The following is a 13,852-nucleotide window of genomic DNA, read 5'->3' as shown; positions in this document are numbered from 1 at the left end:
CCTGGCCCTACACCCGGGCCGCTCCCGGATGCAGCCGCACCCACCCCTCCCAGGCGGAGGCGATCATGTCCTGGACGTCGTGTCTGGCCTTCCAGCCCAGGTGGGTGGTGATGCGGTCGGCCGAGGCGACCACGCGGGCCGGGTCGCCGGGGCGGCGCGGGCTGACCGTCGGCGGCCGGTCGTACCCGGTGACGGCGTTGACGCGGTCGATCATCTCCCGCACCGAAACGCCTTCCCCGCGGCCGATGTTGAGGGTCAGGTCGTGCCCCGGGGAGGTCTGGAGGGCGTGCGCGGCGGCCACATGGGCCTCGGCCAGGTCGACGACGTGGATGTAGTCCCGGACGCAGGTGCCGTCGGGCGTCGGGTAGTCGTCGCCGAAGATGCGCGGCGGCGCCTTCTCCGTGAGCCGCTCGAAGACCATCGGGACGAGGTTGAAGACACCGACGTCCGCCAGCTCGGGGGTGGCCGCGCCGGCCACGTTGAAGTAGCGCAGCGAGGCCGTGGACAGGCCCGTCGCCCGGCCGGTCGCCCGGACCAGCCACTCGCCCGCCAGCTTCGTCTCGCCGTAGGGCGACATCGGCACGCACGGCGTCTCCTCCGTGACCAGCTCGACGTCCGGCATGCCGTACACGGCGGCGGAGGAGGAGAACACGAAGGACGTCACCCCGGCGTCCGTCACGGCCTCCAGCAGGACCCGCAGCCCCTCCACGTTCTCCCGGTAGTAGTGCAGGGGCAGCTCCACCGACTCGCCGACCTGCTTCTTCGCCGCCAGGTGGATCACACCGGTGACCGCGTGCTCGGCGAGCGTGCGCGCCACCCGCTCCCCGTCCAGCGTGGAGCCCACCACCAGCGGCACCCCGGCCGGGATCCGCTCGGCGATGCCCGTGGACAGGTCGTCGTAGACGACGGCGCGCTCGCCCGCCTCGGTCATCGCCCGTACGACGTGCGCCCCGATGTAGCCGGCGCCGCCCGTGATCAGCCAGGTCATGTCGTGATCTCCCCCTTGTCCGTCGGCCTGTCGCCCGTCGGCCCATGATGGTGCGTTTCACCAGTGATCGCCCGTCAGCGGACAATCACCCGCAATGAAGTCGACTCATAGTGAAGCAGGCGCCTGACTCTCGCGCAGGGCCTGTGGACAACTCCGCGCACCCGCCGCGGAACGGCCGTCGTCATGCCGTTCGTCATGCCGTCGGACATGCCGATCATCATCCGGTCGCACCATGGTCAAGCCCCGACAGGACGTCAATCAGCGATAGGGGCGTTCTCCCGGCACAGAATCCCGGTGTGGTGTATCAGCGCTCGCTCCCGTCCGGCCGCGGCACCCGCGTCGCCCCGGCCGCCCCCGTCGCCGTGGCCGTCCCGGTCGTCGTCATGCTCGCGCTCGGCCTGTGGGGCCTGGACCGCGGCGGGACCTGGCGGGACGAGGACGTCACCCTCCAGGTCGCGCGGCGCTCGGTGCCGCAGATCTGGCGGCTGCTGCACGGCGTGGACGCGGTGCACGGCCTCTATTACCTCCTGATGCACCCGGTCCTCGCCGTCCGCGCCGACGAGGTCGCCCTGCGCCTGCCGTCCGTCGGCGCGGCCGCCGCCACCGCGGGCCTGATCGCGGCCCTCGGCGTACGGCTGGCCCGGCCCCGGGTCGGCCTGTGGGCGGGCCTGCTGTACGCGGCGACCCCGCTGGCGGGCCACTACGCGCAGGAGGGCCGCTCCTACGCCCTGGTCGGCGCCGGTGCGACCGCGGCGACCCTGCTGCTGGTGCGGGCGCTCGACGGCCGGCGCTCCTGGTGGCCGTACGGCGTCGTCGTCACCCTGACCTGTCTGCTGCACGAGCTGGCGGTGCCGGCGTTGCTCGCGCACGCCGTGACGCTCGCCCACGCGCGCGTGGCGCGGCGCACCTGGCGGGGATGGGCGGGCGCCGCCGGGGCCGCCCTGGCGGCGCTGCTCCCGCTCGCGCTCGTGTCACGCGCCCAGGCCGGTCAGATCGCCTGGCTGCCCCGGCCGGGACCGGGCAGCGCGGAGCGGCTGCTGCGCGCCTTCCTGGGGCAGGGCGGACCGGTCCTCTGGGCGTGCCTGCTGCTCGCGGCCGTGGCCGTGCCGCCGCGCTCCCGGAGGGCGCCGTCGGTCACGTCGGTGGCCCTGCCGCTCATGGCCCTCCCTCCGCTCGCCCTGCTCGCCGTCTCCCAGGTGCGTCCGATGTACGACGACCGGTACGTGCTGTACGCCCTCGCGGGGGCGCCGCTGCTGGTGGCGGCGGGGGCGGACCGGCTGCTGCGGGCGGCGGGAGCGGTCCTGCCGGGACCGGGATCGGCCCCTTGCCGGGCCGGCTCGCCCCTGGTCCCGCTCGCGGGAACTCTCGCCGTCGCCCTCGCGTTCACCCATCAACTGCCCCTGCACCGCCAGGACCGCACCCTCCTCACCCGCCCCGACAGCCTGGCCGCCGTCTCCGCGCTCGCCGCCCGCGAGCTGCGCCCCGGGGACGCGGTGGTGTTCCTGCCGTCGATCGGACGGCGTGCGGCGCTGTCGCACCCGGAGGGCTTTCGGGGCGTGCGGGACATCGCCCTGCGCACCCCCGGACCCGCCTCCGGCACGCTGTACGGCCGGGAGACCGGCGCCCGTGAGCTGCGCCGCCGGCTGCTCACGCTGGACCGGCTCTGGCTGGTCGCCGAGCCGTACGCCCTGCGCTCGCCCTGGTATCCGCGCAACCCGACCGAGCGGGTCAAACTCACGGTGGTGGGGGAGAGGTTCGTGCCGTACGAGCCGCGCCGGGAGTTCGTGCGGGACGGCGTGATGCTGCGCCTCTACGCGAAACGCCGTCCCGAGGGCGCCCGCGTCCCTACAGGCACCACCGGCCCCCGCGTCCCTACCGGCACCCGGGCCCCTCGGCCGGCCCCTCGTACCCGGGCTCGTCCTCCAGTGCCCCCGCGTCCAGCGCCGCCGCGTCCAGCGCCGAGGTGAGCTGGTCGAGGCGCTCGCGCAGCGCGCTGATCTCCGCGAGATCGAAGCCCGTCGCCGAACCGATTCGGCGCGGTACCCGAAGGGCGCGCTCGCGCAGCGCGAGCCCGTCCTCGGTGAGCCGGATCTCCACCGAGCGCTCGTCGCGGGCGCTGCGCTCCCGGCGCACCAGCCCGGCCGCCTCCAGCCGCTTGAGCAGCGGGGAGAGCGTGCCGGAGTCCAGCCGCAGGTGCTCGCCGAGCTTCTTCACGGGCAGGTCGCCGTGCTCCCACAGCACCAGCATCACCAGGTACTGGGGGTAGGTCAGCCCGAGGTCCTTGAGGAGCACGCGGTACACGCCGTTGAAGGCGCGCGAGGCGGCGTGCAGGGAGAAACAGATCTGGCGGTCCAGGCGGAGCCAGTCCTCCGCAGGGGTTCCAGGGGCGGTCGTGGGCGTCATGTCTCCAGGATAGCTCTGGCGGACCATTTAGTTGTGCACAACTGAATTGTGTGCTCTAATCTTCCTCGTGAGGCGGTCCGGACGCGAGAAGCGCGAGGGCCGGCCACCCCCCGCACACGACTTCCGAGAGGGATGGTTCATCCATGGACGCGCTCTACACCGCAGTCGCCACCGCCACCCACGGCCGTGAGGGCCGTGCCGTCAGCAACGACGGCAAGATCGACCTCGCGCTCGCCATGCCGGTGGAGCTGGGCGGCAACGGGCAGGGCACCAACCCGGAGCAGCTGTTCGCCGCCGGTTACGCGGCCTGTTTCGGCAGCGCTCTCGGTCTCGTCGGCCGCCAGGCGAAGGTCGACGTCAGCGACGCCGCCGTGACCGCCGAGGTCGGCATAGGCAAGCAGGGCGAGGGCTTCGGCCTGAAGGTCTCGCTGCGCGTCGAGCTGCCCGACACCCTCGACGAGGCGACCGGCCGCAAGCTGGTCGAGGCCGCCCACCAGGTGTGCCCCTACTCCAACGCCACCCGCGGCAACATCGAGGTCGACCTCGTCATCGAGTAACCCTCCGGGGCTCGTCGACGAGCAGCTCTCCGGAGCCCTCACCCGACCCGCGCCAGCACCTCCCCCGTCCGTCGGCTCCACGCCACCACCACGGCCTCCTCGGGCACCGGGTGCCAGCGCGTGAGCAGCAGCCAGCGGATGCGGTAGCGGCGAGCGATCGCCGTCCGCTCGGCGCGGGTCGAGCCGGGGGAGAGGTAGGCGCGGATCTCCGCGCGCCCCCGCAGCCGCTCCCGCTCGTCCAGCGCCGCGTCCGGCCAGGCCGGCACCGCGAGATTCGGCCCGTACCCGGCGATGGCATGGACGGCGTAGTACCCGTCGGTGACCACCACCTCCCCGGGCTCGATGTGCCGCGCGGCCCAGTCGTACGACGGCCAGCGCGGCGGCTGGTCGAAGCCGACCGGATCCAGCGCGCGCGGCACGACCGCCCCCGCCTGCACGGTCAGCAGCCCCAGACACGCCCCGCCCGCCGCGAGCACCCCCAGGATCCGTCGCCGCGCCCGCCAGGGCCGGGGCGCCGCCAGTTCCACCGCGAGCGCGAACTGGGCCGGGACCAGGGTCAGGCCCAGGATCCGCCCGTAGGTGTAGTGGCCGCTGACGAAGCCGTACCCCACCACCAGGCAGTCCAGGGCGAACATCAGCACCAGGGGATCGCGCCGCGAGCGCCGCGCCCGCGCCCACAGGGCCGGCAGGCCCAGCAGGGCCAGCCAGAAGTGGCCGACCGGGCTGTAGTACAGCCGTCGGTGCATCGCGTCCACGCTGCCGTCCCCGGCCAGCGCGAACACGTCGAAGTACGGCCAGGACCAGGCCACCAGCAGCGCCGTCGCGCCCGTCGTCGCCCACCGGCCGAGCACCGCCGCCCGCTGCCCCCGCTGCCCGCGCTGCCACCCCGCGACGAGGGCGAGCGCCCCGGTCAGGGCCGCCACCGCGGTGATGGGATGCACCAGCAGGATCAGCCCGTACAGCGTGCCCAGCCCCGCGTACCCGGTGAAGCCGCGCAGCCCGCTCGGGCCGACGAACCGCACCCGGCGCCCGTCCCGCGCGCGGGCCCCCGTCAGCGCCCATGCCCAGAAGGTGAGCCCGATGGCGAAGGTGGACGGGTAGGCGAGGTTGCCGGTCATCGACATCAGGCCCAGATAGCCGCTCCACCAGGCGCGCTCGGTGCCCCACAGCAGGGTCATCGTGGCCAGTGCCAGTACCGGCGCCCACGGCCGGGGCGTCAGCATCCGGACGAAACGGCCGATGCCGGTCAGCAGCACCACCAGGTTCACCGGCCCGGCGACCCGCAGCACCCCCCAGCCGCTCAGTCCGGTCAGCCGGGCGAACGCGCCCTCGGCCACCGCGTACGGCGAGTAGTAGGGGCTGCCGGCGCCCGGCAGGTCGGCCATCGGGTGCAGCGGCCGCAGCAGCCGGTCCTTCAGGCGCTCCACGACCGCCGCGTGCTGGCCGGCGTCGCAGCACGGCGGCACCCGCCAGTACGCCAGTGCCATCATCAGCCAGAACAGGAAGCCGAAGACCTGGTACGGGCTCGGCCGCCAGGTCCGCCCGCCGTGCAGGGCCGTGGCGCCGCGCACGGCCCGCCGGGTCAGGACACCGACGCTCACCGGGCCACACCACGGAGACGGCCGAACGGGGTAAAAAGGCACATAAGGTGCAGCATTGGCCGTATCTTCCCGCCCAGGTCAACGGCCTTGCCGGAGGTCACCTCATCGAGTGAGCCCGATCGGACCCCTCCTGCGCGGGCAGCACCACCTGCCCGCGCACCACGGGCTCCAGCAGCAGCGGCACCCCCAGCACCGGCAGCAGCCAGGCCAGCACGATCAGCCGGCCACCCCAGATGCCCATGTCCGGATGCCCGGCCTGGGTGAGGATCCCGGTGCACGCGGCCGCCACCACGAACACCCCGAACGCCCGCCGCCGGCCCCGCGCCAGCGCCCCCCACGCCCCGGCCGCCAGCGCCGCCACGAACAGCGGCTCCCACAGCTGCCGGCGCAGCCACTCCCACCAGAAGTTGACCTGGAGATGCAGGAACTCCGGCCACGCGCGCGTGCGGTCCGGCCGGGCGAAGTGATGGGTCAGCAGATCCTGGAGGCTCTCGGACTCCGCCGGATAGTGCAGCAGCCGCGACAGCAGCATGGTCCCCAGCACCCCACAGCACCCGGCGACGGCCAGCACCGCGGGCCCGCGCCCCGCCGCCCGCCCGCGCCGCAGGCGTCGCAGGGCGACCAGGGAGCCCGCGACCGCCAGGCACAGCCCGAGGAACAGCGCCTGCGAGTGCTTGACCGTGAACAGCGCGGCCAGCGAACCAACCACCAGCCAGGCACCCGCGCGCACCCGCCCGTCCTCCAGCGCCAGCGCGCACCCCCACAGCGCGGCCAGGGTCAGCGCCAGCATCAGGCCCTCGGTCATCGGCCGCATCGCGGTCGTCCCGCACGGCAGCACCAGATACAGGGCCTGCCCGGTCAGACACAGCGGCGCCGGAGCGCGCAGGGTGCGCAGGATCAGGAAGACCAGCACCCCGCCCGCCACCGTCACCACGACCCCGGCCAGCCACAGTCCCCAGGTCGCCCCGAACAGCGTGACGAACGGCACCAGGAACAGCGGATAGCCGGGCCGCACCTCGAAGATCCGCATGAAGCGCTCCGGCATGAACGGCACCGTGTGCCCGCCGGTCTGCCCCGCCCGCAGCCGCGCCTCCACGTTCCGCCACTCCCGCGCCCGGCACTCGGCCATGACCCGGTGGCTCGGATCGGGCAGGTGGAAGCGCACCACGTCCACACTCTGCCGGCGCGCGGCGATCGCCGCGCCGCCCGCACAGGCGTAGTCGATGGTCGCGGCCGCCGCCTCCCGCTTGCCGTCCCCGCGCAGGCTCAGCGCGTACGACAGATAGTTCTTGGTGTCCGGGGTGTCCCGGCCGGTGACGTTCGCGAGCTGGAGCAGCGCGAACACGGCGGCCAGGACCAGCACCCAGCAGCCCGTCCGCGACCGGGCCCACGACGGCCGACGCCGGGCGAAGGTCCCGCGGACGCTCATGTGGACGCGAGCAGGTCGTGCCCCGCCGCCGGCCCGGGCACCGACACCGGGGACGGCTCCCCCGGGTCCTCGCCCAGCAGCAGCCGCCGTACGACCCGCTCGGCGGCCCGGCCGTCGTCGTACGCGCAGAACCGCTGCCGGAACGCGGTCCGCAGGCGGGTGGAGTCCTCGTCGCGCCAGCCGCCGGAGGCCAGCAGCCAGGCCAGTTCGCGGTAGCTGCGCGAGACCTGGCCGGGCGGCTCGGCGGTGATGTCGAAGTAGGTGCCCCGGCTGGCCGTGTACGCGTTCCAGTCGTCGGCGTGCACGACGATGGGCCGGTCCAGGTTGGCGTAGTCGAACATCAGGGCCGAGTAGTCGGTGACCAGCAGGTCCGAGGCCAGCATCACCTCCTCGACGTGCGGTTCGTCGGTCGCGTCGATCAGCACGCCGCGCCGGTGCAGGTCCGCCAGGCCCGCCCCGCGCGCCGGCCCGGTCGCCAGGGACGGGTGGAGGCGGACGACGAGGGTGTGGTCCTCGCCGAGGTCCGCGGCGAGGCGGGCCAGGTCGATCCGCTCGGCGTGCCCGCCGCGCACGTACTCGCGGCGGGTCGGCGCGTACAGCACCACGGTGCGGCCGTCCGGCACGCCCAGCCGGGAGCGGGCCGCGGCCGTCGCCCGCGCGTCCGCGGTCACCAGGACGTCGTTGCGCGGGCTCCCGGTCCGCGCCGAGGTGAAGTGGCACGGGTAGGCCCGCTCCCACACCAGCTCCGAGTGCCGGTTGGCGACCAGGCTGAAGTCCCAGCGGTCGGCGCGGCGCAGCATCTGCGGCACGTCCACGCCGAACCGGCCGCCGGGCCGCTCCAGCAGGTCGGCGGCCATGTACTTCAGCGGGGTGCCCTGATGGGTGTGCACATGGACGCTGCCGGGGCGCTTGGTGAGCGTGCCCGGCCAGTTGACGTTGTTGACGAAGAAACCGGCCCGCGCGGTGACCCGCCGGTACTCCGGGGAGTCGAGGAGCACCCGCTCGACGTCGTCCGGGAGCCCCGCGGCCGTCTCCTCGTCCCGTACCACCCACACCCCGCGCAGCTGCGGGGCGATCTCCCGGGCCTTGCGGTAGACCGCGCCGGGATCGCCGAGCACGCCCCGGTGCGAGAACGCCGAGTACACGACGAGCCGCGGGTCCAGTGGCCGGCGCGCGCTCACCGCGTCCGCGGCCCGGCGCACGCGCCCCCCGGCCGCCCTGCGCACCAGCCCGCCGCGCCGCAGGAGTTCGCGTCCGGCCCGCCCGCCCTGGCGCCGCACGCGGTAGGCGGCCCAGCCGCCCTCCAGGACCTTCAGCTCGGCGGGCACCGGCTCGCCGGCGGGCCGGTACGCGCGGAACATCTCGACCGTACGGCGGAAGAACTCGCCCTTGTCCGACGGCGGCAGCCGGTCCGGCTTGGCGAGGATGTCCAGGCAGTGCTCGCCCATCTTGCGGTGCAGATAGGGCCGCCATCCGTCGAGTTCCGGGCGGGATGCGACGAAGGTGAAGACCCGCTCGTACTGGTCGTGGATGTCGAAGTGCTTGCGGCTGGTGGTGGACAGGATGTTGCCCTGGCGGCGCTGGCGGTAGTTCAGACAGATCCGGTCCAGGGTGGCGATCCGCCGCGCGCTCAGCATGACCGGGAACGTCCAGGGAGTGTCCTCGTAGTAGCCGGGCGGGAAGGCGAAGCCGTTCTCCTCGACGAAGTCCCGGCGGTAGACCTTGTTCCACACGACCATCAGCAGATCGAGGATCTCCGGACGCTCGGCGGCCGTGAACGTGCCGTCCCCGACGTCGGCCAGGATGTGCGCGAGGGCGTTGCGGCGGGTGCCGCCCCACCAGTGGGTGCGCGCGTAGTCGAAGACCAGCACGTCCGGGTCGCCGGCCTCCGCCAGCCGGTCGGCGCTCGCCCGCAGCGCGCCCGGGGTGAGGGTGTCGTCGCTGTCGAGGAAGAACAGATAGTCGCCGGTGGCGTGCGGCATGCCCGCGTTGCGGGCGCGGCCCAGACCGACGTTCTCCGGCAGGTGCAGCACCCGCACGCGCGCGTCGCGGGCCGCGAACTCGTCGAGGATCGCGCCGCAGCCGTCGGGCGAGCGGTCGTCGACGGCGATCACCTCGAAGTCCCGGTAGGACTGCGCGAGGAGCGAGTCGAGACACTCGCGCAGGAAGCCCTGCACCTTGAAACAGGGCACGATGATGCTGAAGCGGGGCACTGCTGGGGTCAGCTCCTTACGAGGGTGGAGGCGGCGGGGGCCGGGACGCGCTCGGCGAGCGGCCGCACGGGCGGGATCGCCTCCGGGGGCTCGCCGAGCAGCACCCGGCGCACCACGCGCTCCGCGGCCCGGCCGTCGTCGAACTGGCAGAAACGGGACCGGAAGGCGGCCCGCAGATCCTGGGACCCGGCCGAGGCGTACGAGCCGTCGGCGAAGACGCGCGCCAGCTCCTCGGGCGTCCGGGCGACCGGGCCCGGCGGGGCCGCCATCAGGTCGAAGTACACGCCCCGGGTCTCGGTGTAGACGTCCCAGTCGTCGGCGTACACCACGATCGGACGGTCCAGGTTGGCGTAGTCGAACATGATCGACGAGTAGTCGGTGATCAGCGCGTCGGCTGCCAGACAGACGTCCTCGGAGGAGCGGTGGGCGGTGACGTCGATGATCCGGCCGCTGCCGCGCCGGGTGCCCCGGTCGTAGAAGTAGTGGGCCCGCAGCAGGACGACGACGTTCTCGCCGGCCGCCGCGCAGAAGGCCTCCAGGTCCGGGCCGGTCTCGAAACCGTTCTGGTAGTCCCGGTGGGTGGGCGCGTACAGGACGGCCGTGCTGCCCTGCGGCACGCCCAGCTCCCGCCGGATCCGGGACACGTCGTCCGCCGTCGCCGTGTAGAAGACGTCGTTGCGCGGATAGCCGTACTCCAGGTGCTCGTACCGGCCCGGGAAGGCGCGCTCCCACATCTGTGTGGAGTGGGTGTTGGAGGAGAGGTTGTAGTCCCAGCGGTCCACGCGGCCGAGCAGCTTGGTGAAGGAACCGGTCGCGGCGGCCACCACCGGGTACGTCGACTGGTCGACGCCCATCTTCTTCAGCGGGGTGCCGTGCTGGGTCTGCACATGAACACTGCCCGCCCGCTTGACCACGCCCTCCGCGAAGTTGGCGTTGTTGACGAGGTACTTGGCGCGGGCCAGCACCTGCCAGTAGCGGCGGCTGCCGATGACGGCGTGGTCGATCCCCTCCGGCATCGCGTGCGCCTGGTCGGGCTCGACCAGGAACACCGACCGGATGTGCGGGGCCAGTTCGGCCGCCTTGGCGTGGATCGCGGCCGGACTGCACGCGTACCCGCGCCCCCAATAGGCGCAGAACACCGCGAGGCCCGGGTCGACCCGGCGGCGCAGCTGGCGCCGGTAGAACAGGCGGGTGCGCAGCCCCCGGGGGCGCGGGACCCGCAGGGCGGCGGCCGACACCGACCGGTTGGCGCCCCGCAGCGCCCGGAACGCCGCGTACGCCCCCGCCGCCAGCAGCCGGTGCTGCACCCCGAGACTCCCGCCCGGCCTGCGCAGACCCGCCGGGCGGTGCCGCCGGTACAGCTTCCCCGCCCGGCGGAAGAAGGCCCGCCGCCGGCGTCCCGGCAGCCGGGCCGGGTGCGCGGCCGTCTTGAGGACGGCGCCGAAGAGCTGCTCGAACAGCGCCCCCGCCCGCTCGGCGGACACCTCCAGCTCGGCCGCCCGGGTCAGCAACTCCGCCACGCGGTCGAGCAGTTCGGTGTGGTGCTCGCCCGGCAGGTTCAGCCGGCTGCCCTGCCGCCGCAGCAGATGCCGTACGACGACCGTGCGCAGCACCGCGATCCGGGTGGCGTGCAGGGCGGTCAGGCCGCCGAAGCCGAGGTCGGTGTAGTGGCCCTCGGGGAAGACCAGTCCGTGCTCGGCGAGGAAGGCGCGCCGGTAGACGGCGCTCCACGCGGGCAGCTGGACGCCGGTCAGCTGCGGTGCCTCGACGGGGGAGAACGCGCCCTTCGGGGTCTTCGCCAGCAGCGGGGCGGCCGGGTTGGTCGGCTCGCCCTCCCACCAGGGGGTGCGCTCGTGCTCGACGTGCAGGACGTCGACGTCGCCCGTCGCGGTCAGCCGGGCGTCCAGGGCCGTCAGGGCGCCCGGGGCGAGACGGTCGTCGCCGTCGAGGAACAGCAGATACGCGCCGGTCGCCGCCCGCAGCCCGCGGTTGCGCGCCCCGGCCAGGCCCGCCGACGGCGGCGAGTGTACCGGCCGCACCCGCGAGTCCCGTTCGGCGTACCCGGCGGCCACGGCGGCCGCCGGCACCTCGGGCGCGTCGCAGACCGGGATCAGCTCGAAGTCGCCGAAGGACTGGGCGAGGACGGAGTCCAGCGCCAGGGACAGCCGGCCGGCGACCCCATGGGACGGGACGATGATGCTGAAGCGGGGCATGCTGCTCTTTCTCTGTCGCTGCTGCTGTTCAGGCCGTACGGCCGGGGCGTCCCGCCGGCCGCCAGGTGGACGGCCGGGTCGGGGTGGGCCGCGACGAGCCGGTGGGCATGGGAACTCCCGGAAGGGCAAACGGCTTTCAGAGGCTGTCGGTGACGGGGAGCGAGCCGGAAGGTTGCGGGACGGTGGCGAGCGGGGAACGCGCGTCCGTCGCCGACGGCACCGGCCGCCGCTCGTCGAGCGGCACCACCGGCGGCAGCTCGGTCTCGCCCAGCACCACCCGGCGCACCACGCGCTCCGCGACCCGCCCGTCGTCGTATAGGCAGAACCGCTCGCGGAAGGAGGCCCGCAGCTGGGCCGAGCGGGAGCCGCGCCAGTGCCCGGTGGCGAAGATGTCGATCAGCTCGTCCTCGCTGCGCGCGATCGCGCCCGGCGGGAAGTCCCGCACGTCGAAGTAGGTGCCGCGGGCCGCCTCGTACGCCTCCCGGTCGCTCGAGTGGACGACGATCGGGCGGTCCAGGTTGGCGTAGTCGAACATGATCGACGAGTAGTCGGAGACCAGCGCGTCCGAGGCGAGGCAGAGGGACTCCACGCTCGGGTGGCCGCTGACGTCGATGATGCCCGGGGCCCGGCGGGTCAGCGGGGCGCCCTGCCAGTAGTGGCCGCGGGCCAGCACCACGAACCGGGGGCCCAGCCGGCGCAGCACCCGCTCCAGGTCCAGGGGGCAGCTCTGGGTGCGCCGGTAGTCGCGGTGGGTGGGGGCGTAGAGGATCGCGACGGTGTCGCGGGGGATGCCGAGGGACTCGCGCAGCCGGGCCACGTCGGCCGGGGTCGCCCGCTGGAAGACGTCGTTGCGCGGGTAGCCGTACTCCAGGATCTCGTAGCCGCCGGGGTAGACCCGCTCCCAGGTCAGGGTGGTGTGGCGGTTGGCCGACAGCAGGTAGTCCCACTTGTCGACGCCCCGCAGCAGCTCGGCGAAGTCCGTGTCGCGGGCGGCCGCGGGGCGCTCCTGGAGGTCGAGGCCCATGCGCTTGAGGGGCGTGCCGTGCTGGGTCTGCACCAGGACCTGGCCGGGGCGCTTCACCAGCCTGCGGTCGAAGTTGACGTTGTTGACCAGGTACTTGGAGCGCGCCAGCGCCGTCCAGTACGCGGCCGTGCCGGGGGCGATCGGGCGCGGGCCCGGGGGGACGGTGTGCTGGTGCTCCGGTGCGGCGATCCACGCCGTCCGCACCTGCGGGGCGAACGTGCGGAACGCGGCCTCCAGCGCCCCCGGGTTGCAGCCGTGCCCGCGCCCCCAGTACGCCCCGAAGACCGCGCGGTCGGCGCGCAGCGGCAGCCGCAGCTGCACCCGGTAGTGCGTCTGGAGCAGCGCCGCCCGCAGTGCGCGGCTCAGCTTCGCGGTGTGCTTCAGCACCCGGCGGCGCAGGGTCGTGCCCGCCTGGAGGGTCCGGTAGGTGCGCTGAAGGCCCAGGTGGACCAGGGTGTGCCGGATCCGGGCCCGCAGCGGGACCGGGACGCCGGGCGTGCGGTAGCGGCGGTAGTGGGCGCGGGCCCGGCGCAGGAACTCGGCGCGTGAGTCGCGCGGCAGACGGTCCTGCTTGGCGAAGATCGTGGTGAAGTGGTCGATCATGCGGCGGAACAGCACCGGCCGCCACCGGACGAGTCCGGGCCGGTCCGCGATGTACGCGAAGACCCGGTCGTACTGGTCGAAGACGTCGAAGTGGCGGCGGCTGGTGGTGGAGAGGATGTTCCCCCGGCGGCGCTGGCGGTAGTGCACGCACACCCGGTCGAGGGTCGCGATCGACTCGGCGGCCATCAGCGCCGGGTACGTCCACGGGGTGTCCTCGTAGTAGCCCGGCGGGAACGTCAGCCGGGCGTGCTCGGCGAACTCCCGGCGGACCGCCTTGTTCCAGGCCACCATCAGCACCCGCAGCAGCCCCGGGCGGTCCGCCAGCCGGAACGGCGCCGGGCCCTGCTCGGTCAGCTGCTCGGCCACCTTGTTGCGCTCCGCCCGGCCGTCCCAGTAGGTGCGCGCGTAGTCGTAGACCAGGACGTCCGGGTCTCCGGTCTCCTTCAGCCGGTCGGCCATCGCGCGCAGCGCGTCCGGGGTGAGGGTGTCGTCGGAGTCCAGGAACACCAGGTAGTCGCCGGTCGCCCGGGCCGTGCCCGCGTTGCGTGCCCGGCCCAGGCCCACGTTCTCCGGCAGCCGCACGGCCCGCACCCGCGTGTCCCGGGCGGCGAACTCGTCGATGATCTCGCCGCAGGTGTCCGGCGAACGGTCGTCGACCACGATCAGTTCGAGATCGCCGTACGACTGGGACAGCACGGATTCGAGGCACTCGTGCAGATACGCCTGAACCTTGTACACGGGGACGATGACACTGAACCTGGGCAAGGGGCATCCATGGGTCGGCACGGGCAGGGCCTTGCCCGGGAACGGCCGATGGAGTG

9 protein-coding genes are annotated in these 13,852 nt (G+C 73.9%); 2 read left to right on the top strand and 7 right to left on the bottom strand.

What is annotated here, in order from left to right; translation table 11 throughout:
• Positions 1-7: 7 nt before the first annotated feature.
• Complete coding sequence (galE, locus tag IE275_RS09735) at positions 8-988, bottom strand: UDP-glucose 4-epimerase GalE (RefSeq protein ID WP_189709773.1); 981 nt, start codon at positions 986-988, stop codon at positions 8-10.
• A gap of 296 nt (positions 989-1,284) precedes the next feature.
• On the opposite strand from galE, the gene IE275_RS09730 reads away from it, so the two are divergent.
• Positions 1,285-2,955, top strand: a complete 1,671-nt coding sequence (locus tag IE275_RS09730) for a glycosyltransferase family 39 protein (RefSeq protein WP_308435641.1) — start codon at positions 1,285-1,287, stop codon at positions 2,953-2,955.
• Here the strand turns inward: IE275_RS09730 and IE275_RS09725 are convergent.
• Entirely contained in the window at positions 2,861-3,391 is a 531-nt protein-coding gene (locus tag IE275_RS09725; RefSeq protein WP_189709771.1) for a MarR family winged helix-turn-helix transcriptional regulator, read from the bottom strand. The two genes, IE275_RS09730 and IE275_RS09725, sit on opposite strands and share 95 nt — an antisense overlap.
• Positions 3,392-3,534: 143 nt before the next feature.
• Here IE275_RS09725 and IE275_RS09720 point away from each other — a divergent pair, with 143 nt between their 5' ends.
• Positions 3,535-3,948, top strand: coding sequence for an organic hydroperoxide resistance protein (locus IE275_RS09720; protein WP_189709769.1), 414 nt, complete (start codon positions 3,535-3,537; stop codon positions 3,946-3,948).
• Positions 3,949-3,986: 38 nt separating this feature from the next.
• Here the strand turns inward: IE275_RS09720 and IE275_RS09715 are convergent, their stop codons facing one another.
• From IE275_RS09715 to IE275_RS09695, 5 genes are all read right to left on the bottom strand, one after another.
• Positions 3,987-5,549: a hypothetical protein gene (locus IE275_RS09715; protein WP_189709768.1), complete on the bottom strand. Its 1,563-nt coding sequence runs from the start codon at positions 5,547-5,549 to the stop codon at positions 3,987-3,989.
• Positions 5,550-5,646: 97 nt separating this feature from the next.
• On the bottom strand, positions 5,647-6,912 hold the full coding sequence (locus IE275_RS09710) for a glycosyltransferase family 39 protein (RefSeq protein WP_189709887.1): 1,266 nt from the start codon (positions 6,910-6,912) through the stop codon (positions 5,647-5,649).
• A 62-nt stretch (positions 6,913-6,974) separates the two neighbouring features.
• Entirely contained in the window at positions 6,975-9,191 is a 2,217-nt protein-coding gene (locus tag IE275_RS09705; protein WP_189709766.1) for a bifunctional glycosyltransferase/CDP-glycerol:glycerophosphate glycerophosphotransferase, read from the bottom strand.
• An 8-nt stretch (positions 9,192-9,199) separates the two neighbouring features.
• Complete coding sequence (locus IE275_RS09700) at positions 9,200-11,404, bottom strand: bifunctional glycosyltransferase/CDP-glycerol:glycerophosphate glycerophosphotransferase (RefSeq protein ID WP_189709764.1); 2,205 nt, start codon at positions 11,402-11,404, stop codon at positions 9,200-9,202.
• A gap of 136 nt (positions 11,405-11,540) precedes the next feature.
• Entirely contained in the window at positions 11,541-13,796 is a 2,256-nt protein-coding gene (locus IE275_RS09695; protein ID WP_189709761.1) for a bifunctional glycosyltransferase/CDP-glycerol:glycerophosphate glycerophosphotransferase, read from the bottom strand.
• Positions 13,797-13,852 lie beyond the last annotated feature (56 nt).

This window comes from Streptomyces phaeofaciens, assembly GCF_014648915.1.
In the GTDB taxonomy this organism is placed as follows: Bacteria; Actinomycetota; Actinomycetes; order Streptomycetales; family Streptomycetaceae; genus Streptomyces; species Streptomyces phaeofaciens.
The sequence above is the reverse complement of the archived record's forward strand: the minus strand, read 5'-3'. Positions and strand labels throughout refer to the sequence as shown.

Bases quoted from the DNA above. Each gene is read 5' to 3' on its own strand.
- galE (WP_189709773.1), bottom strand. From the start codon at position 988: ATGACCTGGCTGATCACGGGCGGCGCCGGCTACATCGGGGCGCACGTC.
- IE275_RS09725 (WP_189709771.1), bottom strand. From the start codon at position 3,391: ATGACGCCCACGACCGCCCCTGGAACCCCTGCGGAGGACTGGCTCCGC.
- IE275_RS09720 (WP_189709769.1), top strand. From the start codon at position 3,535: ATGGACGCGCTCTACACCGCAGTCGCCACCGCCACCCACGGCCGTGAG.
- IE275_RS09700 (WP_189709764.1), bottom strand. From the start codon at position 11,404: ATGCCCCGCTTCAGCATCATCGTCCCGTCCCATGGGGTCGCCGGCCGG.